Annotated in this window: 24 protein-coding genes and 2 tRNA genes; 17 read left to right on the top strand and 9 right to left on the bottom strand. The window is 72.8% G+C overall.

Annotated elements, in window-relative coordinates; genetic code table 11:
- Positions 1–50: 50 nt before the first annotated feature.
- The gene (locus SERN_RS01030) at positions 51–689 is read right to left on the bottom strand and encodes an alpha/beta hydrolase (protein ID WP_135848285.1); all 639 of its coding nucleotides are present in this window, start codon (positions 687–689) and stop codon (positions 51–53) included.
- Between the two features lie 37 nt (positions 690–726).
- Positions 727–1593 carry a VOC family protein gene (locus tag SERN_RS01025; RefSeq protein ID WP_332888451.1) on the bottom strand — a complete coding sequence of 289 codons (867 nt, stop codon included), beginning with the start codon at positions 1591–1593 and terminating at the stop codon, positions 727–729.
- Between the two features lie 53 nt (positions 1594–1646).
- Here SERN_RS01025 and SERN_RS01020 point away from each other — a divergent pair, with 53 nt between their 5' ends.
- The 3 genes from SERN_RS01020 (at position 1647) to SERN_RS01010 (ending at position 3476) form a co-directional block, all read left to right on the top strand.
- A complete protein-coding gene (locus SERN_RS01020) occupies positions 1647–2135 on the top strand; it encodes a MarR family winged helix-turn-helix transcriptional regulator (RefSeq protein WP_135848284.1) in 489 nt (162 codons plus the stop codon).
- 91 nt (positions 2136–2226) lie between these two features.
- The gene (locus SERN_RS01015; RefSeq protein WP_135848283.1) at positions 2227–2850 is read left to right on the top strand and encodes a mycothiol-dependent nitroreductase Rv2466c family protein; all 624 of its coding nucleotides are present in this window, start codon (positions 2227–2229) and stop codon (positions 2848–2850) included.
- A gap of 11 nt (positions 2851–2861) precedes the next feature.
- Positions 2862–3476: a hypothetical protein gene (locus SERN_RS01010; RefSeq protein ID WP_135848282.1), complete on the top strand. Its 615-nt coding sequence runs from the start codon at positions 2862–2864 to the stop codon at positions 3474–3476.
- Positions 3477–3483: 7 nt separating this feature from the next.
- Here SERN_RS01010 and SERN_RS01005 read toward each other — a convergent pair whose 3' ends face one another.
- The gene (locus tag SERN_RS01005) at positions 3484–5490 is read right to left on the bottom strand and encodes a M13 family metallopeptidase (RefSeq protein WP_269846113.1); all 2007 of its coding nucleotides are present in this window, start codon (positions 5488–5490) and stop codon (positions 3484–3486) included.
- A gap of 89 nt (positions 5491–5579) precedes the next feature.
- Between SERN_RS01005 and SERN_RS01000 the strand changes: the two genes are divergently transcribed.
- Both SERN_RS01000 and SERN_RS00995 read left to right on the top strand, forming a co-directional pair.
- Positions 5580–6653, top strand: a complete 1074-nt coding sequence (locus SERN_RS01000; protein ID WP_135848280.1) for a GNAT family N-acetyltransferase — start codon at positions 5580–5582, stop codon at positions 6651–6653.
- Positions 6654–6665: 12 nt separating this feature from the next.
- Positions 6666–7124, top strand: coding sequence for a ribose-5-phosphate isomerase (locus tag SERN_RS00995; protein ID WP_135848279.1), 459 nt, complete (start codon positions 6666–6668; stop codon positions 7122–7124).
- Here SERN_RS00995 and SERN_RS00990 read toward each other — a convergent pair.
- A complete protein-coding gene (locus tag SERN_RS00990) occupies positions 7109–7945 on the bottom strand; it encodes a hypothetical protein (protein ID WP_135848278.1) in 837 nt (278 codons plus the stop codon). The two genes, SERN_RS00995 and SERN_RS00990, sit on opposite strands and share 16 nt — an antisense overlap.
- A gap of 76 nt (positions 7946–8021) precedes the next feature.
- On the opposite strand from SERN_RS00990, the gene SERN_RS00985 reads away from it, so the two are divergent.
- Genes SERN_RS00985 through SERN_RS00975 form a run of 3 tightly spaced genes read left to right on the top strand, consistent with a single transcriptional unit; the run spans position 8022 to position 9950 of the window.
- Positions 8022–8444: an MGMT family protein gene (locus SERN_RS00985; RefSeq protein WP_135848277.1), complete on the top strand. Its 423-nt coding sequence runs from the start codon at positions 8022–8024 to the stop codon at positions 8442–8444.
- A complete protein-coding gene (locus tag SERN_RS00980) occupies positions 8437–9384 on the top strand; it encodes an Fpg/Nei family DNA glycosylase (protein WP_135848276.1) in 948 nt (315 codons plus the stop codon). The genes SERN_RS00985 and SERN_RS00980 overlap by 8 nt, the downstream gene beginning before the upstream one ends.
- Before the next feature lie 47 nt (positions 9385–9431).
- Positions 9432–9950, top strand: coding sequence for a GyrI-like domain-containing protein (locus SERN_RS00975; RefSeq protein ID WP_135848275.1), 519 nt, complete (start codon positions 9432–9434; stop codon positions 9948–9950).
- Positions 9951–9969: 19 nt separating this feature from the next.
- Here SERN_RS00975 and epsC read toward each other — a convergent pair whose 3' ends face one another.
- From epsC to SERN_RS00960, 3 genes are all read right to left on the bottom strand, one after another.
- The gene (epsC, locus tag SERN_RS00970; RefSeq protein WP_135848274.1) at positions 9970–10572 is read right to left on the bottom strand and encodes a serine O-acetyltransferase EpsC; all 603 of its coding nucleotides are present in this window, start codon (positions 10570–10572) and stop codon (positions 9970–9972) included.
- Positions 10573–10613: 41 nt separating this feature from the next.
- Entirely contained in the window at positions 10614–11549 is a 936-nt protein-coding gene (gene cysK, locus SERN_RS00965; protein WP_135848273.1) for a cysteine synthase A, read from the bottom strand.
- A 271-nt stretch (positions 11550–11820) separates the two neighbouring features.
- Positions 11821–11891: transfer RNA gene (locus tag SERN_RS00960), tRNA-Gly, on the bottom strand.
- 111 nt (positions 11892–12002) lie between these two features.
- Here SERN_RS00960 and SERN_RS00955 point away from each other — a divergent pair.
- The 7 genes from SERN_RS00955 to SERN_RS00925 all read left to right on the top strand — a co-directional run bounded on the left by SERN_RS00955 (position 12003) and on the right by SERN_RS00925 (position 17636).
- Positions 12003–12076 (top strand) — tRNA-Pro (locus SERN_RS00955).
- 1 nt (position 12077) lies between these two features.
- On the top strand, positions 12078–12452 hold the full coding sequence (locus SERN_RS00950) for a hypothetical protein (RefSeq protein WP_135848272.1): 375 nt from the start codon (positions 12078–12080) through the stop codon (positions 12450–12452).
- 143 nt (positions 12453–12595) lie between these two features.
- Positions 12596–14215: a trigger factor gene (tig, locus tag SERN_RS00945; protein ID WP_135848271.1), complete on the top strand. Its 1620-nt coding sequence runs from the start codon at positions 12596–12598 to the stop codon at positions 14213–14215.
- Between the two features lie 268 nt (positions 14216–14483).
- Positions 14484–15089 carry an ATP-dependent Clp protease proteolytic subunit gene (locus tag SERN_RS00940; RefSeq protein WP_135848940.1) on the top strand — a complete coding sequence of 202 codons (606 nt, stop codon included), beginning with the start codon at positions 14484–14486 and terminating at the stop codon, positions 15087–15089.
- A gap of 34 nt (positions 15090–15123) precedes the next feature.
- Positions 15124–15801 (top strand): ATP-dependent Clp protease proteolytic subunit, encoded by a 678-nt coding sequence (locus SERN_RS00935; RefSeq protein ID WP_135848939.1) that lies wholly within the window; start codon positions 15124–15126, stop codon positions 15799–15801.
- 213 nt (positions 15802–16014) lie between these two features.
- Positions 16015–17304, top strand: coding sequence for an ATP-dependent Clp protease ATP-binding subunit ClpX (gene clpX / locus SERN_RS00930; protein WP_135848270.1), 1290 nt, complete (start codon positions 16015–16017; stop codon positions 17302–17304).
- On the top strand, positions 17301–17636 hold the full coding sequence (locus tag SERN_RS00925; RefSeq protein WP_408640853.1) for a chorismate mutase: 336 nt from the start codon (positions 17301–17303) through the stop codon (positions 17634–17636). The genes clpX and SERN_RS00925 overlap by 4 nt, the downstream gene beginning before the upstream one ends.
- Before the next feature lie 33 nt (positions 17637–17669).
- Here the strand turns inward: SERN_RS00925 and SERN_RS00920 are convergent, their stop codons facing one another.
- Entirely contained in the window at positions 17670–19499 is a 1830-nt protein-coding gene (locus SERN_RS00920; protein WP_135848269.1) for an AMP-dependent synthetase/ligase, read from the bottom strand.
- A gap of 43 nt (positions 19500–19542) precedes the next feature.
- Positions 19543–22299, bottom strand: coding sequence for a valine--tRNA ligase (valS, locus tag SERN_RS00915; protein ID WP_135848268.1), 2757 nt, complete (start codon positions 22297–22299; stop codon positions 19543–19545).
- An 87-nt stretch (positions 22300–22386) separates the two neighbouring features.
- Between valS and lipB the strand changes: the two genes are divergently transcribed.
- Both lipB and lipA read left to right on the top strand, forming a co-directional pair.
- Positions 22387–23055 (top strand): lipoyl(octanoyl) transferase LipB, encoded by a 669-nt coding sequence (lipB, locus tag SERN_RS00910; RefSeq protein ID WP_135848267.1) that lies wholly within the window; start codon positions 22387–22389, stop codon positions 23053–23055.
- On the top strand, positions 23052–24038 hold the full coding sequence (gene lipA / locus SERN_RS00905; RefSeq protein WP_199241466.1) for a lipoyl synthase: 987 nt from the start codon (positions 23052–23054) through the stop codon (positions 24036–24038). The genes lipB and lipA overlap by 4 nt, the downstream gene beginning before the upstream one ends.
- Positions 24039–24088: the final 50 nt, after the last annotated feature.

The raw sequence follows: 24088 nt of genomic DNA, 5'->3' as shown, positions 1-24088 counted from the left end.
GGGCAGGGCCCGGGTCACGGGCCGCCGATCATCCTTCCACGCGCGCGTCCTCAGCGTCCGGCGAGGAACGCCCTCACGTCCGCGACCTCCTCGCCGCCGACGCCGTGCGGCAGCCCCGCGTAGCGGCGCTCGGTCAGCGTGGTGTGCTCCGTGAGCCAGGCCGAGGTCAGCGCGGTGACCTGCGGCGGGATCACGGCGTCGGCGTCGCCGTGACCGAAGAACGACGGCGGAGCGGCGGCTGCGAGCGCGGCGTCACCCGGGTGCGGCGTCGGCACCACGAAGCCGGACAGCACGACGAGCGCGGCGAACCGCTCCGGCGCGGTGCGCGCGGCCTGCAGCGCGACGGCGCCGCCCTGGCTGAAGCCGAGGGCCACCACCGGGCGGTCGGCGGCGTGCTCGTCGAGCCACGCGAGCACCGCGTCGGCGGCGTCCTGCGCCGCGTCGACCTCGGGGGCCCCGATCGTGGTGATCGGGAACCAGGCCCAGCCGCCGTGGTCCATCGGCAGCGGGGCGCGCAGCGCGGCGGCGTCGCCGTCGTGGCCGAGGTGCTCCAGCAGCGGGACGAGGTCGCCCTCGTGCGCGCCGTAGCCGTGCAGGATCAGCAGGAGCGGCGCAGCGGCGTCGTGAGCGGCCTTCTCGGAGCCGGCCGGGACGCGGACGGTGGCGGTGTCGTCGATCTCGAGGGTCATGGCCCGAGCCTAGGCAGACCCGCTCCGGGAGAGGTGTTCAGGAGGCGGGCGTGAGCGCCACGACGGAGCCCCACGGATCGTCCACGCGCACCGTGCGGCCGTCGTCGGCGACCTCGTGCCCGTGGTGGCGCAGGCGCTCGGCGGCGGAGTCGACGTCGGCGCGCGACGGCACCGTGACGGCGACCTCGCCGAGCCCCAGGGTGGCCGCCCGGGCGGGGGCGCCCGCCGAGTTCCACACGTTCATGCCCATGTGGTGGTGGTAGCCGCCGGCGCTGACGAACAGCGCACCGGGGTAGCGCGCGGTGATCTCGAACCCGAGCGCATCCACGTAGAAGCGCTCCGCCGTCGCCAGGTCGCCGACCTGGAGGTGGATGTGGCCGACCGTGGCCTCGTGCTCCGCCACCGTGGCGACGACGTCCTCCCGCAGGTGCGCGTTCAGGTAGGCGTTCGGGTCGAGGTGCTCGGTGGACATCGCGATGGCACCGTCGGGGCCGAGCCAGCCCGAGCGCGGGCGGTCGCGGTAGAGCTCGATGCCGTTGCCCTCGGGGTCGGTGAAGTAGAACGCCTCGCTCACGTGGTGGTCGGAGCTCCCGACGAACCGCGAGCGGGGGTCCTGCGACGCGGCGAGCACCGTGGCGGCGAGCGTCGCCTCGTCGGGCAGCAGCATCGCGGTGTGGAACAGGCCGGCCTGCGAGCGCGACGGCGTCGGCAGGCCCGGCGTGTGGACGAGGCGGACGACGCCGCGACCGGCCCGCCCGAGCACGACCTCGCCACCCGACTGCGCCACCGGCGTCAGCGCGAGGGCGCTCGAGTAGTAGGACTCCATCAGCGACAGGTCGCCGACGCGCAGCGTCAGGGTGTCCATGTGGGTCGAGGGGGCGAGGAGGTCTGCGGTAGTTGTCACGACAACCAAGATACGCCGGGTATAGTTGTCGAGTCAACTAACGAGGAGCGCCCATGAGCACCGCCGACCCGCACTGGCTCACCCCCGCCGAGCGGAGCGCCTGGCTGCGACTGCTCGCCGTCGTCGAGCTGCTGCCGGGCGCCCTGGACGGCCAGCTCCGGCGCGAGGCGTCGTTCACGCACTTCGAGTACCAGACCCTGGCGATGCTGTCGGAGAACCCCGGGCGCACGCTGCAGATGTCGGCGCTCGCGGACCGCACAAACGCGACGCTGCCGCGGCTCTCGCACGTGATCACGCGACTCGCCGACCGCGGTCTCGTCGAGCGTCGCGCGTGCCCCGAGGACGGCCGTGCCACGAACGTCGTGCTGACCGACGCGGGGTGGGACGCCGTCGTGGCCGCGGCCCCCGGGCACGTGGCGACGGCGCGCGCCGTCGTCGTCGACGCCCTGACCGCGGAGCAGATCGAGCAGGTCGCCGAGATCAGCGAGGCGATCCTCACGCGGCTCGACCCCGACGGTCGGATGACCGGCCAGCTCGACTGACACGATTCCCCCTCCGGGCCCCGCGTGCGACAGTAGGTGACTGACGAGCGCCCGCGAGCGCACAGGAGCACGAGGTCCAGGAGGACTCAGCATGGCTCAAGCCGACGTGACCCAGCAGACCACCGAGGTCGACTTCTGGTTCGACCCGATCTGCCCCTGGGCCTGGATGACGTCACGCTGGATGGTCGAGGTCGCCGCCCACCGGGACGTCACGCTCCGGTGGCACATCATGTCGCTGTCGGTCCTCAACGAGGGCCGCGAGCTCCCCGAGAACTACCGCGAGATGATGGACAGGGCCTGGGGCCCGGCGCGCGTGGTCAACGCGGTGCGCGAGCGTCACGGCGACGCCGTCCTGGGGGACCTGTACACCGCGCTCGGCACGCGCATCCACCTGGGCGAGGAGGCCTACCCCGAGGCCATCGCGGGCGCCCTGGCCGAGGTGGGTCTCGAGGCCGACCTCGCCGAGATCGCGACGTCCGACGAGCTGGACGCGTCGCTGCGCGCCTCGCACGCCGAGGGCATCTCGATGGTGGGGGAGGACGTCGGCACGCCCGTCGTCGCGATCAACGGTCGCGGCTACTTCGGCCCCGTCATCACCCCCGCCCCGAAGGGCGACGAGGCGCTCCGGCTGTTCGACGGTCTCGTCCTGCTGACGTCCGTCGAGGGCTTCTACGAGCTCAAGCGCACGCGCACCGCCGGCCCGATCTTCGACTGAGCGGAGAGCACATGACTGCGCGCACCCGGGGCTGGATCATCGGCCTCGCCGTCCTGAACGGCCTGCTCGTCATCGGCCTCGTCGTCACCCTCATGCTGGGGGCCGCGAACGACGGCGACGACGCGACCGCAGCCGAGTCCGGCAGCGGCTCCGGCGAGCCCGCCCCGGCGCTCGACGGCGCCACGTCGGCGCCGCCGTCGGCGAGCGAGTCGGCCTCGGCGGAGACCGCCGAGACGCCCGAGCTCGCGCCGCCCCCGGAGGGCGCCCTCGACGCCCCGGCGTTCGCGCTCCCGAGCCGCAACATCGCGTGCACGCTCGACGAGGCCGCGGTCACCTGCACGATCGCCGACGCGACCTTCACCCCGCCCGCGGGGGAGGACTGCGAGTTCCGCGGCCAGGTCGTCACGCTGTCGGCCGACGGCGTCGCGATGCCGTGCCCCGACGGGCAGCAGGCGCCAGCGGGCGACGACGTCCCGACGCTGGAGTACGGCCAGTCCACGACGGTCGGGTCCTGGGCGTGCACGTCCACGGAGAGCGGTGTGGAGTGCTCCTCGCTCGCCGACGGCACCCGGTTCACCCTCGCCCGCGCGTCGTTCACGAGCGAGGGCGCCGGCGCCCTGGGCTAGGCCCGACCTACCAGATGCGCACGCGCTCGGCCGGGTCGAGCCACAGCGCGTCCCCGGGCTTCGTCGCGAACACCTCGGCGAACTCGTCGACGTTGCGCACCACGGCGTTCGCCCGGAACTCCTCGGGCGAGTGCGGGTCGATCGAGAGCAGACGGACGACCTCGGCGTCGCGCGCCTTGGTGCGCCAGATCAGCCCCCACGAGTGGAACAGGTCGCGCAGCCCCTCGCGCTCGGTGTCGGGGTCGACGAGACCGCCGGGCGCCGCTGCTGCGAGGGCGATGCGGTAGGCCTTGATCGCGATGCTGAGACCGCCCAGGTCGCCGATGTTTTCGCCGATCGTGAGACCGCCGTTGACGTGGTGGGAGCCGTTCAGCTGAGCGGGGGAGAGCGCGTCGTACTGCGCGATCAGGGCGGCGGTCCGCTTCTCGAACTCGGTCCGGTCCTGCTCGGTCCACCAGTCGCTGAGTCGGCCGGCGCCGTCGTAGCGGCTGCCCTGGTCGTCGAAGCCGTGACCGATCTCGTGGCCGATGACCGCGCCGATCCCGCCGTAGTTGGAGGCGTCGGGGGCGTCGGCATCGAAGAACGGCGCCTGCAGGATCGCGGCGGGGAAGACGATCTCGTTCATCCCGGGGTTGTAGTACGCGTTGACCGTCTGCGGGGTCATGAACCACTCGTCGCGGTCGACGGGACCGCCGAGCTTCGCGAGCTCGCGGTCCGTCTCGTGCGCGCTGGTGACCCGGACGCTCGCGACGACGTCGCTCGTGATCGTCAGGGTGGAGTAGTCGCGCCACCGCACGGGGTAGCCGATCTTGGGCGTGAACGCCGCCAGCTTCTCCAGCGCGCGCTCGCGCGTGGCGGGGCTCATCCACTCCAGATCGGTGATCGATCGACGGTAGGCCTCGACGAGGTTCGCCACGAGGACGTCCATGCGCGCCTTGTTGTCCGGCGGGAAGTGCTGCTGCACGTACAGGCGCGCCAGGGCGTCACCGAGGGCGCCCTCGACCAGCCCGACGCCGCGCTTCCACCGCTCGCGCATCTCCTGCGCGCCGGTCAGCGTGCGGCCGTAGAAGTCGAAGTTCTCGGCGACGACCGCCTCGGGCAGGTACGGCGCTCGCGAGCGCACGATGCGCCACGTGAGCCAGGTGCGCCAGTCCTCGAGGTCGATCTCGACCCACGCCCGCGCGAGATCGCGCAGGAAGCTGGGCTCGCGCACGTCGACCCGCTCCAGCATCGCCGGCGTGATCTCCAGCGCAGCCAGCCACGCGTCCAGGTCGAAGCCGGACAGCAGCGCGGCGAGCTCGTCGCGCGTGGTGGGGTTGTGGGTGGCGACGGCGTCCCGGTCGCGGACCCGGTCCCAGTGACCGGCCGCGAGCCGCGTCTCCACCGCCACGACGACGGCGGCGCGCGCGGCGGCGTCGTCCGCACCGACCCCGGTGGTCAGGGCGAGCTGGCGCGCGACGTGCGCCTCGTACGCGGCGAGCGTCTCGGCGTGCTGCTCGTCGCTGTAGTAGGCCTCGTCAGGCAGCCCGAGCCCGGACTGCGCCAGGTGCAGCGCGTAGGAGTCGGGGTCGTCGGAGTCGGTGTCCACGTACAGCGCGACGGCGCCGCCGACACCCGTGCGCTGCAGCGTCCCCATCGCTCGCGCGAGCGTCGACCGGTCGGTCACGGACGCCACGACGTCGAGGTCGGCGGTCAGCGGGGTCAGGCCGGCGGCGTCGATCGCGGCCTCGTCCATGAAGGCCTGGTACAGCGTGGCGACCTTGGCGGTCTCCTCGGGAACGGGGCCGGAGGTCGGGTCCTGGACGGCCCCGGTGATGATGTCGCGGACGTGCTCCTCGGACTCGTCGCGCAGGCGGTGGAACTCGCCGTCGCGCGCCCGGTCGGCGGGGATGACGTGCTCGCGCAACCAGGTGCCGTTCACGTGGCGGAACAGGTCGTCCTGCGGCCTGATGGCGGGGTCGCCGCCCTCCCTCAGGTCGTCGGGGCTGGGCGGAGGCGTCTGGGTCGAGGTCACCCGTCCGATGCTACGTCCGTTGCGTGCGGCGGTGCGGAACCACGGTTATCGGCTGGCGTCCGCGGCCGGCGACGCTCCACGATGGGTGCATGACCGTTCCCCCGTCAGCGGCCGAGCCCGCGACCGCACCTGTGACCGCACCCGTGACCGGCCCCGTGAGTGCCCGTGTCGAGGCTCCCGAGCTGCCCCCGCTCGACCACCCCGACGTCGCGCTCTGGCGCCCCGCGACCCTCGCCGACGCCGAGGCGATCACCCGGGCGCAGAAGACGATGGACGCCGTCGACCACCCCGACTGGACGACGCCCCTCGAGGACGTGCGCGACGAGCTGGAGAGCAGTCACCTCGACCTGGCGTGCGACAGCGTCCTCGGGCTGGGCTCCGACGGCGACGTGCTCGCGTGGGGTCTCGTCGACCTCTCGCCCGGACGCGCCACCCGCGTGCAGGTGTACCTGACCGGCGGCGTCGTCCCGGCGGCGCGCGGCCGGGGCGTCGGGCGCCGGCTGCTGGCGTTCCAGGAGGCACGGGCGCGGCAGGTGCTCGCCACCCGCTCCGAGGCGCTGCCCGCGCGGATCCAGATCGACGTCGACGAGCGCAGCCCCGCGGCGCTCGCCCTCGCGCAGCGGCTCGGGATGACCGTGCACCGGTGGTTCACCTCGATGGAGCGCGACCTCGCCCACGAGATCGTCGCGGTCCCCGCGCCCCGGGAGGCCGCGGTGATCACGTACACGCCCGATCGCGCCGACGACGCCCGGCTGGCCCGCAACGACTCCTTCCGCGACCACTGGGGCAGCCAGCCGACGCAGCCGGAGCGGTGGGCGCAGTTCGTGGGCGGCGACCTGTTCCGCGCCGACCTCTCGCGCATCGCGGTGGACGCCGACGGCCGCGTCCTCGGGTTCGCGCTGTGCAACGCCAACCCGGAGGACTGGGAGGTCCAGGGGTTCACGAGCGCCTACGTCGGTGTGCTCGGCGTCGTGCGCGAGGCGCGCGGTCGGGGTATCGCCCCCGCCCTGCTCGAGGGCGTGCTGCGGGCGACGGCGGAGGCCGGCCTGGAGCGGGTGGTCCTGGACGTCGACACGGAGAGCCCGACCGGGGCGCTGGGTCTGTACGAGCGTTCGGGGTTCGTGGCGACGTCGCGCTCGATGACGGTGGCACGCGACCTCTGACACGATGGCCCCATGCGCATCCACATCGCCTCCGACCACGCCGGTTTCGATCTCAAGGAGGCACTGATCGAGCACCTCGCCGCGGCGGGCCACGACGTCGTCAACCACGGGGCGGCCACGTTCGACCCGCAGGACGACTACCCCTCCTTCTGCATCGCCGCGGGTGAGGCCGTGGTCGCGGAGAACGAGGCGGGCGGCGGGACCCTCGGCATCGTCATCGGCGGGAGCGGCAACGGCGAGCAGATCGCCGCCAACAAGGTCCGCGGCGTGCGGGCGGCGCTCGCGTGGAACCTCGACACCGCGCGACTCGGACGCCAGCACAACGACGCGAACGTGATCGCGATCGGAGCCCGCCAGCACTCCGTGGAGGAGGCGACGTCCTTCGTCGACGCGTTCGTGGCCGAGCCGTTCTCGAACGACCCGCGCCACCAGCGCCGCATCGACGAGGTCGGGGCCTACGAGGCGCGCTGAGCCTCGGCGCCCGCCGAGGCGGGCGTCGCGGTCGCCTCGGCCGCCGTGCGGCGGCCCTGACGGAGCCCCAGCGTCGCCGCCGCGACGGCGGCGAGCGGGACCAGCACGAGCGCGGCCCACGGGAGCGCGGTCAGCAGCAGGACGGCCGCGCCGAACGCCAGCGCGACACCCAGGGCGACGAGCTCGGAGCGCTGGAGCACCGCCGTCGTGAGGCCGTGCGACTCGCCGCGGGCCTGGAGCCCGGTCTCGTCCTGGCGGTCGACGGCGCGGCCCAGCGCGCGCAGCCGGACGGTCTCGGCCGCGGCGGCCGCCAGGAACCAGCCTGCCGCTGCGGCGACGCCGTAGGGGACGCCCTGCACCAGGGTCGGACCGGCGTCGTCGAGCGCCGTGGACAGCGGCAGGTCGGCGAGGCCCAGCCCGAACGCGATGACCAGCGCGAGGACGGGCGCCAGCGCCGCGGCCAGCACCTGACCGAGCGCGAGCCGAGCCCACGGTCCGCGTCGCGCGCCGAGCGCCGCGCCCAGCACGACACCGCCCCACGCCGCCGGCAACCACGCGAGCGCGGCGGCGACCCAGGTGAGTCCGGCGCCCAGCAGCGGCTGGTCGTGACGGGACGCGAGCACGAGCGCGACGAGCAGTCCGAGGACCGCGAGGATCAGGCGCGGCGCCACGCGGCGTCGAGCGATGGCGAGGTGCTCGCGCGCCCGCTCGACGGGGTCGGGGGCGGCCTCGCCACCGCCGGAGCAGTGCTCGCACGAGTGCGCCGTGCCGGCGGCCGGGGCGGTCTCGGGCGGCTCGGGAACGTCAGGGGTGCTGCTCACGGGGATCGATCTTACGGCGTCGTGCTGCGCCGGTCCCGTCGGCCGCGATGTCGGCGGCAGCGACCATGATGGTGGGATGAGCAACCCACGCCCGCGGGGACCGGCCGTCGCCGAGGCCGTCGCCGCGTTCATCGAGTGCACGCTCGACCTGGCCGCCGAGATACCGCCGGGCCGGGTGAGCACGTACGGGCGGATCGCGCTCGAGGCGCGCGTGCGGTGCGGCCGCGGGAGCGCGCGCGGCGTTGGCCGGGTGATGGCCACGCGCGGGGACGAGATCCCGTGGTGGCGAGTCGTGACCGCCTCGGGTGCGCCCGCCGAGCGGGTGGGTGATCGCGCGCTCGCGCTGCTGCGCGAGGAGGGAACGCCGCTCGTGGGCGGCCGGGTCGACCTGACCGCGGCGCTGCACACGTTCGACCTCGGGACGGTCGTGCCGGACGACGGGGCGGCCGACGACACGGCCGACGACGACATCGACGAGCGGGAGCGCACGCATGCCTGAGGGTCACTCCGTCCGCCGCCTGGCCGACGCGTTCGAGGCGGCCTTCGACGGCCAGCGGCTCGCGGTCAGCTCGCCGCAGGGCCGGTTCGCCGACGGTGCGGCGCTGCTGGACGGCGGCACGCTCGAGGTCAGCGACGCCTGGGGCAAGCACATGTTCCTGGGCATCCGACCCGCCGGCGCGAGCTCGTCCAGCCTCGAGGACCTGAGGTGGCTGCACGTGCACCTCGGCCTCTACGGCGCGTGGACCTTCGCCGGCGATGCGCAGTTCACCGGACCCCACGCGATCGGCGCACCGCGGGTGCGGGTGTCGGAGGAGGAGACGCCGGTGCGCCCGGACGTGCTCGACGCCGCGGGCGCCGACGGCGCTGACGGCTCGGGTGGCTGGACACCGGCAGCCCCGCGCGGTCAGGTGCGGGTGCGCATCGTCGGTGAGCACGGCGTCGCCGACCTGGCGGGGCCCACCCGGTGCGAGGTGCTCGACGACGGCTCGCGCCGCGCCGTCGTGGCCAAGCTGGGACCGGATCCGCTCCGCCCCGACCCCGACGGGGAGGGGGAGGCCGCCTTCGTCGCGGCCGTGCGCGCGTCCCGCACCGTCGTCGGCGTCCAGCTCATGGACCAGTCGGTGCTCGCGGGCGTCGGCAACATCTACCGCGCCGAGCTGCTCTACCGCGCCCGGGTGCACCCGAACCGGCCGGGGTCCTCGCTCGCGGCCCGGACGCTGCGCGGCATCTGGCGCGACGCCGTCGCAGCGATGGCCGACGGCGTCCGCACCGGCCGGATCGTCACCACCGAGGTCGAGGACCGGCAGTCCGCGCGCGACGCCTGGTACGTCTACCACCGCGACGGCACACCGTGCCTGCGGTGCGGCACGCGCGTGCAGGTGGCGGACCTGACGGGTCGCAAGGTCTACTGGTGCCCCCGCTGCCAACGGATGCGCTGACCACCCTCTCCCACCCGCGCAGCCGACCCGATGACGAGGAGCCGACGATGTCCCTTCCCCTCCCGACCGAGCCCCGCACCGCCGTGGACTGGGTGACGCTCGAGGACGTCCCGCTCGCCGTCGTGCGGCACACGGGCGCACGCCAGGGCGACCTGCGCAACCTGTTCGACCGCAGCTTCCGCGTGATCGGTGCGGCGGTCGCCGCCGGCGACGTCCGGCCCACGGGGCCGGCGGTCGCGATCTACGACGGCGATCCCGCCGACGTCGTCGACCTCGCCGTCGGCTTCCCCGTGGCTCAGGCCCCGGACGCGGCGCTCGAGAGGGACGGGGCCGAGATCGTCGGCCATCACCTGCCGGGCGGCGCGTACGCGGCCGTCTCGCACGTCGGGTCCTACGACGGTCTCTCCGACGCGTGGGAGCGCCTGCTCGCCGGCGTCACCGAGGGGGGCGCACAGCCGCGGGGCGCGTGGGTCGAGGTGTACGTGTCGCAACCGACGCCCGAGTCCGACCCCGCGACGATGCGGACCGATCTGCTGGTGCCGGTGGTGCTCGACGACGTCGTGTGAGTCGCCGGCGCGAACCCGCTCAGATCATGTACTCGATGAGCTCGCTCGGGTCCTCGACGGGGAGGCGGTCGCGCGGAGCGACCGTGGGGATGCGGACCACCGCGGGGACCCCGATGGCGACGCCGGTCGCCGGCACGTCCTTGACGACGACGGCGTTGGCACCGATCGAGGCGTCGTCACCGATCGTGATGTCGCCGAGGATCTTGGCGCCCGCGCCGACCGTGACGCGGTCGCCCAGCGTGGGGTGGCGCTTGCCGCGGCTCAGGGACCGGCCACCGAGCGTGGAGCCGTGGTAGAGCATCACGTCGGCGCCCAGCACCGCGGTCTCGCCGATGACCACACCCATGCCGTGGTCGATGAAGAGGCGCGGACCGATGGTCGCACCGGGGTGGATCTCGATCCCCGTCGCGAACCGCGCGAGCTGCGAGACGGCGCGGCCGAGCGGGTGCAGCACGGGCGAGACGGTCCAGAGGCGGTGCGCGAGGCGGTGCGCCCACACGGCGTGCACCCCGGGGTAGAGCAGGGCGACCTCGAGCGCGCTGCGCGCCGCCGGGTCGTGGCGGCGCGCAGCGGCGACGTCCTCGCGCGCTGTGGCGAGGACGGTGCGCAGGCTCGAGGGCATCGCGGGCGTCAGTTCCGTGGCTCTCGTCGGTGCTGTCGTGCTCAGTCGAGCAGGTCGGCGTAGAGGATCGTGGACAGGTAGCGCTCGCCGAAGGACGGGATGATCACGACGATCGTCTTGCCCGCGTTCTCGGGACGCTTGGCGACCTGGACGGCGGCGTCGATGGCGGCACCGGAGGAGATGCCCACGAGCAGACCCTCCTCGGCGGCGGCGCGGCGCGCGACCCTGACCGCGGTCTCGGCGTTGACGTCGATGACCTCGTCGTAGACGGACGTGTCCAGGATCTCCGGCACGAAGTTGGCGCCGATGCCCTGGATCTTGTGCGGGCCGGGGGCGCCGCCGTTGAGGATGGGGGACTCCTCGGGCTCGACGGCGATGATCTGGATGCTCGGCTTGCGCTCCTTGAGCACCTGGCCGATCCCCGTGATCGTGCCGCCGGTGCCGATGCCGGCCACGACGATGTCGACCTCGCCGTCGGTGTCGTTCCAGACCTCCTCGGCCGTGGTGGCGCGGTGGATGGCCGGGTTGGCCTCGTTGGCGAACTGGCGGGCCAGGACGGCGCCCTCGCGCTCGGCGGCGATCTCGTTGGCGCGGTTGACCGCACCCTTCATGCCCTCGGACGCGGGGGTCAGCACGAGCTCGGCGCCGTAGGCACGCAGCAGCGCGCGTCGCTCCTTGCTCATGGACTCCGGCATCGTCAGGACGACCTTGTAGCCGCGGGCCGCGCCGACGAACGCGAGCGCGATACCGGTGTTGCCGCTCGTGCCCTCGACGATGGTGCCGCCCGGCTTGAGCTCGCCCGAGGCGACGGCTGCGTCGATGATCGCCACGCCGATGCGGTCCTTGACCGAGTTCGCCGGGTTGTAGAACTCGAGCTTGCCGAGGACGGTCGCGACGGCGCCCTCCGTCAGACGGTTGAGGCGGACGAGGGGCGTGTTGCCGACGAGCTGCGTGACGTCGTCGTAGATGCGTGCCATGGCTGGATCCTCACTGGTGGGGTGTGGTGGTGCCGCGGTGCAGGACGGTGCAGAGGCAGGCCCACGGTGCGGCGTCCGCGTGGCTACCGGTGGGTGCGAGCGCACGGGCCTGGCCGCCTGGGGGTGGCTGGAGCCGGTGAGCTCTACAGACAGCAGGTGGGGCAGCAACGGCGAAGGGCCGGAACGGAGACGGCGTGGATCATCGCTCGTCCTCTCGTCCCGACCCGGAAGTGGTTGCGGGGACAACATACCTGCTGTCGCCGCCGGAGAGAGCGGATGACGGGAATCGAACCCGCACCATCTGCTTGGAAGGCAGAGGCTCTACCATTGAGCTACATCCGCGAGGAGGCCCGTGAGGGTCCGCGCCGGGAACGAGTGTAGCGGGACTCCGGCCGCCGCTCGCCGTGTCCTAGACTCACGCAGGTCGTCGCCGCGTCCGCGCTGCCGCGGCACCGGGATGTAGCGCAGCTTGGTAGCGCATCCGCTTTGGGAGCGGAGGGTCGCAGGTTCGAATCCTGTCATCCCGACGTGCAGATCTACGCCACGCCCCGGTTCGACGTCGACCGCTTCGCGAGCGTCGGCGTCGTGATGGACTTCCTGCCCGCCGCCGGCAAGGGTCGCAACACGCGCACGCACGTCGCCCGCATCGCCGCCGGCGGCACGCTGGGGGAGCACGAGGCCACGATGCGCCAGGTGTTCGCCGTGATCGACGGCGAGGCCGAGATCTCCACCGAGCACGGTCCGCGGCTGCCGCTGCCCGCCGGTCGGTTCGTCGTGTGGGAGACGGGGGAGCTGCACCAGACGTGGGCGGTGACCGACGTCGTCGTCGTCATCGTGGAGACCGACGCGGCCCTGGAGCTCCCTGAGCACTTCCGCCCCGTGGTGCCGCCCTCGGCGGACTGACGCTCGTCGTCGGGCCCGGGTGCGCCGCGATAGCATGGGGGGCTGAACGAGCGGACGCGCCCCGTCGGCGTGCCCGCGCACGAACGAGAAGCCCCGCCGACGCCCGACGTCGGCCTCCCGAGTTCACCAAGAGAGAGCCTGCCGTGAAGAGTGCCGTCGAGACCCTTGAGCCGACCCGCGTGAAGCTGACCGTCGAGGTGACCCTCGACGAGCTCGCCCCCAGCATCGAGCACGCCTACCAGCACATCGCGAAGGACGTCTCCATCCCGGGCTTCCGCAAGGGCAAGGTGCCCGCGCGGATCCTCGAGCAGCGCATCGGCTTCGGCCCGATCATCGAGCACGCCGTCAACGACGCGCTGCCCGGCTTCTACCGCGACGCGGTGACCGAGGCCGGCGTGTCGCCGCTCGGCCAGCCGGACGTCGAGGTCACCACCGTTCCGACGTCGGCCAAGGAGGGCGCGTTCGCCTTCACCGCCGAGGTCGACGTGCGCCCCGAGATCGCGCTCCCCGAGCTGTCCTCCCTCACGGTCGAGGTCGACTCCCTCGAGGTCGCCGACGACGAGATCGACGAGCGCATCGAGGTCATGCGCCAGCGTTTCGGCACCCTCGCGGGCGTCGAGCGGGCCGCCAAGGAGGGCGACTTCGTCGTCCTCGACCTGAACGCCACGATCGAGGGCGAGGAGGTCGACACCGTCTCCGGCGTCTCCTACCAGATCGGTTCGGGCAACATGCTCGAGGGCCTCGACGAGGCCGTCACGGGCCTCTCGGCCGACGAGTCCGTCACGTTCACCGCGCCGCTGGCCGGCGGCGAGCGAGTGGGTGAGCAGGCCGAGGTCAACGTCACGATCACCGCGGTCAAGGAGCAGGAGCTCCCCGAGCTCGACGACGACTTCGCGCAGCTCGCGAGCGAGTTCGACACGCTGGCCGAGCTGACCGACGACGTGCGCACGCAGGCCGCCGCCGGCAAGGTCGACGGCCAGGCCGTCCAGGCGCGCGACAAGCTCCTCGATGCGCTGCTCGCCGCCGTCGACTTCCCGGTCCCGGCCGGCGTCGTCGAGGCCGAGGTGCACCGTCACCTCGAGGGTGAGGGTCGCCTCGAGGACGAGACGCACCGCGAGGAGGTGCGCGAGGAGGCCACCGAGTCGCTGCGTCGCCAGCTGCTGCTCGACGTGCTCGCCGAGCAGCTCAAGGTCAAGGTCTCGCAGGAGGAGCTCATCGACTTCCTCGTGCGCACCGCGCAGCAGTACCGCGTGGACCCGAACGAGTTCGTGCAGAACGCCGACAAGACCGGCCAGATCCCGGTCTTCGTGGGTGAGCTCGCGCGCAACAAGTCCCTCGCGCTCGCCCTGCGCCAGGTCGCGGTCGTCGACGGCGACGGTTCCGCCGTCGACCTGACGCCGTTCATCGGCTCGGACGAGCTCGACGCCGGCGACGCCGGGGCCGACGACGCGTCCGACTCCGAGATCGTGGAGGTCGAGACCGAGGAGGCCCCGGCCGCCGAGACCGCTGCCGAGGCACCCGCCGCCGAGGAGAAGCCCAAGCGCGTCCGCAAGGCTCCCGCCAAGACGGCTGCGGCGACGGACTCCGACGAGTCGGGCGAGGCTGCCGCCGAGGAGAAGCCGAAGCGCGCGCGCAAGGCTCCGGCCAAGAAGGCCGCCGCCGACGAGGCCGCCACCGACGCCCCGGCCGACGAGGCCGCCGCGGAGGAGAAGCCCAAGCGCGCCCGCAAGGCTCCCGCCAAGAAGGACGCCGAGCAGGCCTGAGCCCCACCGGCCGCCCCCGGCGGCCACCGGCCGACGGCCCGTCACCTCCCCGCGAGGTGGCGGGCCGTCGTCGTGCCGGGGCGTTCCGGACAGTTCCGAGACGTTCGGGGCCGCCCGAGCGGGTGCAGATGTGCGCCAACAGCGAAACGGTGCCGTGGCGGGCATCGCCCGCCCCACCCCGGGCGTTAATGTCGATGAACACGCACGGCAGGCGACCTCAGGGACCCGCGGTGCAGGACGACGACTCAAGGAGCGCCACGTGAGCGAGATGCCTCAGGCCCAGGCCGACCCGAAGAGCTTCGGGCTGGGTGACCACGTCTACAACCGCCTCCTCAAGGAGCGCATCATCTGGCTGGGCTCGGAGGTGCGGGACGACAACGCCAACGCGATCTGCGCGCAGATGCTCCTCCTCGCCGCCGAGGATCCCGACAAGGACATCTGGCTCTACATCAACTCGCCGGGCGGGTCCGTGACGGCCGGCATGGCCATCTACGACACGATGCAGTTCATCCAGCCGGACGTCGCCACGGTCGCGATGGGGATGGCCGCCTCGATGGGGCAGTTCCTGCTCGCCTCGGGCACCAAGGGCAAGCGCTACGCCACGCCCCACGCCCGCGTGATGATGCACCAGCCCTCGGGCGGCATCGGCGGCACCGCCACCGACATCCGCATCAACGCGGAGCTCATCCTCCACATGAAGCGCGTGATGGCCGAGCTGACCGCCGAGCAGACGGGCAAGACCCCCGAGCAGGTCAACGAGGACGCCGACCGCGACCGCTGGTTCACCGCGGCCGAGGCCCTCGAGTACGGCTTCATCGACCACGTCGTGACCCACGCCTCGAACGTCGCCGGTGGCGGCGGGACGACGGACTGAGACGACGAGACCTAGGAGAGACCCCGTGACCCCCATGCAGTCCACGCACCTCACCGCCCCCGCCGGCTTCGGCGGGCTCGCCGCGCCGACGCCGTCCTCGCGCTACATCCTCCCGCAGTACGAGGAGCGCACCGCCTACGGCTTCAAGCGTCAGGACCCGTACACCAAGCTGTTCGAGGACCGCATCATCTTCCTCGGCGTCCAGGTGGACGACGCCTCGGCCGACGACGTCATGGCGCAGCTGCTCGTGCTCGAGAGCCTGGACCCCGACGGCCTCATCACGATGTACATCAACTCGCCCGGCGGCTCGTTCACCGCGATGTCGGCGATCTACGACACGATGCAGTACATCAGCCCCCAGATCCAGACGGTCTGCCTCGGCCAGGCCGCCTCGGCCGCGGCCGTGCTCCTGGCCGCCGGGAGCCCGGGCAAGCGCCTCGCGCTGCCGAACGCCCGTGTCCTGATCCACCAGCCGGCGATGTCCGGTGGCGGCTACGGCCAGGCGTCCGACATCGAGATCCAGGCCAACGAGATCATCCGGATGAGGGAGTGGCTCGAGGACACCCTCGCGGCCCACACCGGCCGGGACTCCGCCCAGGTCCGCAAGGACATCGAGCGCGACAAGATCCTCACCGCCCCGATGGCGCTGGAGTACGGCATCGTCGACCAGGTGCTCGAGAGCCGCAAGAAGGTCGTCGCGCCCGTTCGCTGAGGCGCCTCGTCCTCGGGCCGTCGCCGCTGGTGTCGGCGGCGGCCCGACGCGCATCCGGGTCGCGACACGCGTCCTCGGGGCAACCCCTCTGGCGGACGCGTCCGACGTAGGGTGGAATGGTTCACGAAGGACCCCGGTCAGGATCCGCCTCGGCGGTCACCGGACCGACGACACGCGCGCGGCAGCGCCGCGCGAGCGAGGGGAGGAGAGTCGATGGCCCACCCCACCGATCCCGTCGAGCTGCTCAAGTGCTCGTTCTGCGGCAAGAGTCAGAAGCAGGTCAAGCGCCTCATCGCCGGCCACGGCGTGTACATCTGCACCGAGTGCGTGGAGCTGTGCAACGAGATCGTCGAGGAGGAGCTCTCCGAGCCCGCCGGTGTCGAGGCCGACCTGACGAACCTCCCGACCCCGCGCGAGATCTACGCGCACCTCGAGGAGTACATCGTCGGCCAGGACTCCGCCAAGAAGTCCCTCTCCGTCGCGGTCTACAACCACTACAAGCGCGTGCAGGCGCAGGGCGCACCCACCAGGCTCCACGAGGACGGCGTCGAGATCGCCAAGTCCAACGTGCTGCTGATGGGCCCCACCGGCACCGGCAAGACCTACCTCGCACAGACGCTCGCGAAGATGCTCGACGTGCCGTTCGCCATCGCCGACGCCACCGCGCTGACCGAGGCCGGCTACGTGGGTGAGGACGTCGAGAACATCCTCCTCAAGCTGATCCAGGCCGCAGACTTCGACACGAAGCGCGCCGAGACCGGCATCATCTACATCGACGAGGTCGACAAGATCGCGCGGAAGGCGGAGAACCCGTCCATCACGCGCGACGTCTCGGGCGAGGGTGTGCAGCAGGCTCTGCTGAAGATCATCGAGGGCACGGTCGCCTCGGTCCCGCCGCAGGGCGGACGCAAGCACCCGCACCAGGAGTTCCTCCAGATCGACACGTCCAACGTGCTGTTCATCGTCGCGGGCGCGTTCGCGGGGCTCGAGGAGATCATCGCCTCGCGCACGCACCGCCGCGGCGTCGGGTTCAACGCGCCGCTGCACGACACGGACAAGGAGGACCTGTTCGCCCAGGTCCGTCCGGAGGACCTCCACAAGTTCGGGCTGATCCCCGAGTTCGTGGGTCGCCTTCCCGTCGTCGCCACGGTCGGCAAGCTCGACACGGACGCGCTGGTCACGATCCTGACCCAGCCGCGCAACGCGCTCGTGCGCCAGTACCAGCGGATGTTCGAGCTCGACGGCGTCGAGCTGGAGCTGACGGACGACGCCGTGGCCGCGATCGCCGAGCAGGCGCTCGCCCGCGGCACCGGGGCCCGCGGTCTGCGGGCCATCATGGAGGAGGTCCTCCTCCAGGTGATGTTCGACATCCCTGGCCGGGACGACGTCGAGCGCGCCGTCATCACCAAGGAGTGCGTGACCGAGCGGATCGCTCCGACGCTCGTGCTCCGCTCGCCGTCGGCCAAGAGTCAGCGTCCCGCACGCGAGAAGACCCCGGCGTGAGCGAGGGTGTCGCGGTCGGCGCCGGCGGCTCGGTGCCGACCGTGCCGCCTGTGCCTCCCGAGCTCGCGCGCCTGCGGCACAGCATCGACAACATCGACTCGGCGCTCGTGCACCTGATGGCCGAGCGGTTCAAGGCGACGCAGCAGGTCGGGGTCCTGAAGGCCGCGCTGGCGCTTCCGGCGTCCGACCCCGGCCGCGAGGCGCGTCAGGTCGCGCGGCTGCGCGTGCTGGCGGAGGACGCCGGGCTCGACCCGGTGTTCGCCGAGAAGTTCTTCGCCTTCGTCGTGGCCGAGGTCATCCGCCACCACGAGGACATCGCCGCGCAGGTCTGACCGGGCGAGCGCCCACCCCACCGCGCGGCCGGTTCAGTCCGTCACCGGCACGTCCAGACCGTTCCCTCCCGGGGCGTACAGCTGCTCGATCGGCTCGGCGAAGTCGCGGTGCACGACGTCGCGCTTCACCTTGAGCGAGGGCGTCAGGTAGCCGCCCGCCTCGGTGAGGTCGACGTCGAGGATCCGCACCCGGCGGATCGACTCCGCGCGCGAGACGGCCCCGTTGGCGCGCTGCGTGGCCCGGACGATCGCGTCCTGCACCTGCGGCGAGCGGACCGCCTCCGCCACCGTGAGGTTGCCGAGACCCTTGCCGGCGAGCCAGCCGGGCAGCATCTCGGCGTCGAGCGTCACGAGGGCACCGATGAACGGCCGGCCGTCCCCGACGACCACGACCTGGGAGACCAGCGGGTGGCCGCGCAGGCCGTCCTCGAGCACCGCAGGGGCGACGTTCTTGCCGCCCGCGGTGATGATGATCTCCTTGCGGCGGCCCGTGATGGTCAGGTATCCGGCGTCGTCCAGCGCCCCGAGGTCGCCGGAGCGGAGCCAGCCGTCGGGGGTGAACGCCTCCGCGCTCGCCTCGGGGTTGCCGTGGTAGCCGCGGAAGACGTGCGGTCCGGCGACCTGGATCTCACCGTCGTCGGCGATCCGGACCTGCGTGCCCGGGTAGGACGGTCCGACCGTCCCGATGCGGACGTCGCTCGGCAGGTTGACGGTGGTGGGCGCCGTCGTCTCGGTCATGCCGTAGCCCTCGAGGATCGTCACGCCCATGCCGCGGTAGAAGTGGCCCAGGCGGGCGCCGAGCGGCGCGCCGCCCGAGATGGCGTACTCCAGCGCGCCACCCATGGCGGCCGTGAGCCTGCTCAGCACGACACGGTCGGCGACGCGGTGGCGCGCCCGCAGCGCGGCGGACGGTCCGGTCGGCGTCGCCAGGGCCTGGGAGTAGTCGATGGCGGTCTGCGTGGCGAACCCGAAGAACCGCTTCTTCAGCGCACCGCCGGCCACGGCCTTCTGCTGCGCCGAGTTGAAGACCTTCTCGAACACGCGCGGGACGGCGAGCAGGAACGTCGGCCTGAACGACCCCAGGTCGGCCACGAGGTCCTTCGTGTCGGGCGAGTGCCCGAGCACGCCGGCCTCGATGACGCACAGCACCTCGATGAAGCGCGCGAACACGTGCGCGAGCGGCATGAACAGCAGCGTGCGCGAGTGGGGGAGCGAGACGACGTCGTGCAGGTCCGAACGCGCGCCGTTGCGGGCGAGGTAGACGAAGTTGCCGTGCGTGAGCTCGACGCCCTTCGGCCGGCCCGTGGTCCCCGAGGTGTAGATGATCGTGGCGAGGTCGTCACCCGTGAGCGCGGCGGTCCGGGCGGCGACGGCGCTCGGGTCCACCTCGGACGCGCGCGCCGCGACGTCGGTGAGGTGGTTGAACGTCACGATCTCGCGGACGGAGGCGACGTCGGCCTCGCGCAGCCGCGCCGCGTGCTCGTCCGTCTCGGCGAGCACGAGGACGGCGCCGGAGTCGCCCGCGATCCAGGAGATCTGGTCGGGCGAGGACGTCTCGTAGATCGGGACCGGCACACCGCCGGCGGTCCAGATCGCGAAGTCCGCCAGCGTCCACTCGTAGCTCGTGCGCCCCATGATGGCGACGACGTCGCCGGGCTCCAGGCCCCACGCCACCAGCCCGCGGGCCAGGTCGGTCACCTCGTGCGCGAACTCCGAGGCCGTCACCGGCGTCCACGCACCCGCGACCCGCCGCTCGAGCATCGTCGCGTTGGGGTGGGCGGCGGCCCGGTCGCGCAGGGCGCCCGGGATCGAGACGGCCGGGTCGTACGGGACGACGGCGGGCGTCGCGGAGAGCTGCGTCATGCCTCCATCCTGCCAGCGGACGTCAGGTTCGACGGCGGGCGCCTCAGCCCTTCGGCGGCGCCTCGCCCAGGGTCGCCCGCGCGACGGTGAGGCGCACGCCCTCGCCGTCGGCCGACGTCGGCTCGCCGACCTCGACCGCGATCGGGCCGTGGACCTTGCCCGCGGCGCGCAGGTCGGAGGCGACGGTCTCCACCTGGACGGCCGCGACCGAGGTCGCCAGCACGGCGACGTCGAGCAGCGGCGCGCGCTGGGAGACCTTGGCCTCGCTCTTGACCTTGCGGAGGGCGCCGAGCGCGATGCCGGCGGTCGCCACGAGGCCGTCGAGGTCACCCGTGCGTTCAGGTCCGGCCGCGGCGCGCAGCGCGTCGGTGGTGGGCCACGGCGCGCTGTGCACCGAACCGCTGCGCCACCACGACCACACCTCGGCCGTCGCGAAGGGCAGGAACGGTGCGAACAGACGCAGCAGCACGTCGAGCGCGAGCGCGAGCGCGGCGCGCGCCGAGGCGATCTGCGCCGGGGTGAGCTCCTCGATCTCGCCGTCGGTGCCCGTCGCGCCACGGCCGTAGGCGCGGTCCTTGACCAGCTCGAGGTAGTCGTCGCAGAACGTCCAGAAGAACGTCTCGGTCGTCTCGAGGGCGCGAGCGTGGTCGAAGTCCTCGAACGCGGCGGTGGCGGTCTCGACGACGTCGGCCAGATCAGCCAGCAGGGCGCGGTCCAGCGGCTCGGTCACGGCGGCGGGGTCGAGCACGACGGCGCCGTTCTCGCCCGAGGCCGTGAGCGCGAACTTGCTCGCGTTGAGGACCTTGATCGCGAGCCGACGGCCGATCTTCATCTGGCCGACCTCGAACGCGGCGTCCGTGCCCAGGCGCGCCGAGGCGGCCCAGTAGCGCACCGCGTCCGACCCGTGCTCGAGGAGGAGGTCCATGGGCGTGACGACGTTGCCCTTGGACTTGCTCATCTTCTTGCGGTCGGGGTCGAGGATCCAGCCGGAGATCGCCGCGTGCTTCCAAGGGAGCGCGTCGGACTCGAGGTGGCTGCGCACCACGGTGGAGAACAGCCAGGTGCGGATGATGTCCTGGCCCTGCGGTCGCACGTCCATCGGGAAGACGCGCTCGAACAGGTCGGTGTCGTGCAGCCACCCGCCGGCGATCTGCGGAGTGAGGGAGCTGGTGGCCCAGGTGTCCATGATGTCGGCGTCGCCGACGAAGCCGCCGGGCACGCCGCGCTGATCGCCCGTGTAGCCGGCGGGCACGTCGGAGCTCGGGTCGATGGGGAGCTGCGCCTCGTCGGGCACGAGCGGGGAGTCCCAGCGGGTCTCGCCGTCCTCGCCCACGGGGTACCAGACGGGGATCGGCACGCCGAAGAAGCGCTGGCGCGAGACGAGCCAGTCACCGTTCAGGCCGCCGACCCAGTTGCTGTAGCGCACGCGCATGAAGTCCGGGTGGAACTCCAGCTCGTCACCGCGCGCGAGCAGCTCGGCGCGCAGGTCGCGGCCCGGCGCCTGGCGACCGCCGTTGCGGATGTACCACTGGCGCGAGGTGACGATCTCGAGCGGCTTGTCGCCCTTCTCGAAGAAGTTGGCCTTGCGCTGCGTGGCGCGCGGCTCGTCCAGCAGCTCGCCCGAGGCGCGCAGCGCGTCGACGACGGCCGTGCGCGCCGAGAAGGTCGTCCTGCCGAGCAGCTCGCCGAACACCTCGCGGCCGCCCTCCGACGTGATCCACTCCGGCACCTCGCGCGTGAGGCGACCGTCGCGCTGCACGATCGAGCGCGTGGGGAGGTCGAGCTCGCGCCACCAGATGACGTCCGTGAGGTCGCCGAACGTGCAGCACATCGCGATGCCCGAGCCCTTGTCCGCCTCGGCGGCGGGGTGCGCGAGCACGGGCACCTCGACGCCGAACACCGGGGTGGTCACGGTGGTGCCGAACAGGTGCTGGTAGCGCTCGTCGTCCGGGTGGGCGATGAGGGCCACGCACGCACCGAGCAGCTCGGGGCGCGTCGTCTCGATCGTGACGTCCTGGCCCGCGTTGTCGCCGGTGCCGTGGAACGCCAGCGAGTGGTAGTGCCCGGGGTAGTCGCGGGCCTCGAGCTCCGCCTGGGCCACCGCGGTCTGGAACGTCACGTCCCACAGCCCGGGGGCCTCGGCCTGGTAGGCCTCGCCGCGCTCGAGGTTGCGCAGGAACGCGGTCTGCGCGACGGCGCGGGCCGTCGCGCCGATGGTCTGGTACTGGTGGTTCCAGTCGACCGAGAGGCCGAGGTGGCGCCACAGCGCCTCGAACTGCTTCTCGTCCTCGGCGGTCAGCTGCTCGCACAGACGCACGAACGTGCGGCGCGAGACGGGCACCTGGTCGCCGGCCTTGACGCTCGTGGCGCCGCCGGAGTGCGGCGGCGTGAAGTCGTCGCCCTCGTACGGCAGCGAGGGGTCGCAGCGCACGCCGTAGTAGTTCTGCACGCGGCGCTCGGTGGGGAGGCCGTTGTCGTCCCAGCCCATGGGGTAGAAGACGTCCTTGCCGCGGGCGCGCTGGAAGCGGGCCACGACGTCGGTGTGCGTGTAGGAGAACACGTGGCCGATGTGGAGGCTGCCCGACGCGGTCGGCGGAGGCGTGTCGATGGAGAACACCGACGCACGCTCCGCGGTGCGGTCGAACGCGTGCAGCTGCTGGGCGTCCCACTCGGGCGCCCAGCGCTCCTCGAGGCCCTCCACGCCCACGCGGTCCGGGACGACGACGGCGTCCAGCAGGCCGTGGTCGGAGTCGGTCGAGGTGTGGGTGGGCACACCGGTGCCCTGGGGAGCCTTGGTCATGGCTCCATCATCCCAGAGAGCGCGTGGGCGCGCCGTCGGACGCTTCGGCAATAGTTGGACGCCGTCCAACTATGCTAGGTTCGCCGCATGATGGCGATCCTGGAGCGGGGTCTCGACGGCTCCCCGCTGGAGTACCGGCAGGCGTGGCACCTCCAGCGCGAGCTGCACGCCGAGGTCGTGGCGGGTGCGCGGTCGGCCACTCTCCTGGTGTGCGAGCACCCGCCGGTCTACACCGCCGGGCGCCGCACACGGCGCGACGAGCACCCGGCCGATCCGGGCCCGACCCCCGTCGTCGACGTCGATCGCGGTGGCCGCGTGACGTGGCACGGTCCGGGCCAGCTCGTCGGCTACCCGATCGTGCGGCTGCGCGAACCGGTCGACGTCGTCGCCTACGTCCGCGCGCTCGAGGCGGCGCTGATCGCCGTGCTGAAGCGCTTCGGTGTGGCGGGGACCCGGGTCGAGGGGCGCTCGGGCGTCTGGGTCCAGCGGCCGGACGGGCCGCCCGCGAAGGTGGCGGCGATCGGCGTCCGCGTCGCGAGCGGAGTGACGATGCACGGCTTCGCGCTCAACGTCGACTGCGACCTCGCGCCCTATGAGCGGATCGTGCCGTGCGGCATCAGCGACGCCGGCGTCACCACCCTGGCGCACGAGGCGGGCTCGTGCCTGACCGTGCGCGACGTCGTCGGACCGACGACGGCGGCGCTCGCGGCCGCGCTGCCCGCCGTCGCGCTGCTCGACGTGGCGGTGGCCGCGTGAGCGCCGAGCCCGCTGGCCGCCGGCTGCTGCGGCTCGAGGTCCGCAACATGGCCACCCCGATCGAGAAGAAGCCGGAGTGGATCAAGACCAGGGCGACCATGGGCCCCGAGTACCGCGAGCTGCAGGACCTGGTGCGCAGCGAAGGACTGAACACCGTGTGCCAGGAGGCGGGCTGCCCCAACATCTTCGAGTGCTGGGAGGACCGCGAGGCCACGTTCCTCATCGGTGGCTCGCAGTGCACGCGGCGGTGCGACTTCTGCCAGATCGACACGGGCAGGCCCGCGGACTACGACGTCGACGAGCCCCGCCGCGTCGGGGAGTCCGTGGCCAGGATGGGGCTGCGCTACTCCACCGTCACCGGCGTCGCACGCGACGACCTGCCCGACGAGGGCGCCTGGCTCTACGCCGAGACCGTCAGGGAGATCCACCGGCAGGCCCCGGGCACGGGCGTCGAGATCCTCGTGCCCGACTTCACCGGTCGGGCCGAGCACCTGGCGCAGGTGTTCGACGCCGCCCCCGAGGTGTTCGCGCACAACGTCGAGACCGTGCCGCGCATCTTCAAGCGGATCCGGCCCGCGTTCCGCTACGAGCGCTCGCTCGACGTGATCACGCAGGGGCGCGACGCCGGGATGATCACCAAGTCCAACCTCATCCTCGGGATGGGGGAGGAGCGCCACGAGATCACCGAGGCGCTGTGCGACCTGCTCGACGCCGGGACCGACATCATCACGATCACCCAGTACCTGCGGCCCTCGCCCCGCCACCTCCCGGTCGCACGGTGGGTGCGTCCGGAGGAGTTCGTCGAGATCTCGGCCGAGGCGGAGGAGCTGGGCTTCCTCGGTGTGCTCGCCGGACCCCTGGTGCGCTCGTCCTACCGGGCCGGGCGGCTGTGGGCCCGCTCGATGGTGGCGCGGGGTCGGGAGATCCCCGACCACCTGCGACCCCTGGCCGAGGCGGCGACGCCCGCGCAGGCCGTCGGCTGAAGGCCGGCGCCGGCGTCGGGCACCACCCGCGGCCACGCGCCGCCGGACCG

Source organism: Serinibacter arcticus (genome assembly GCF_004786095.1).
Lineage (GTDB): Bacteria > Actinomycetota > Actinomycetes > Actinomycetales > Beutenbergiaceae > Litorihabitans > Litorihabitans arcticus.
This window is presented reverse-complemented; position numbering and strand designations above follow the sequence as displayed.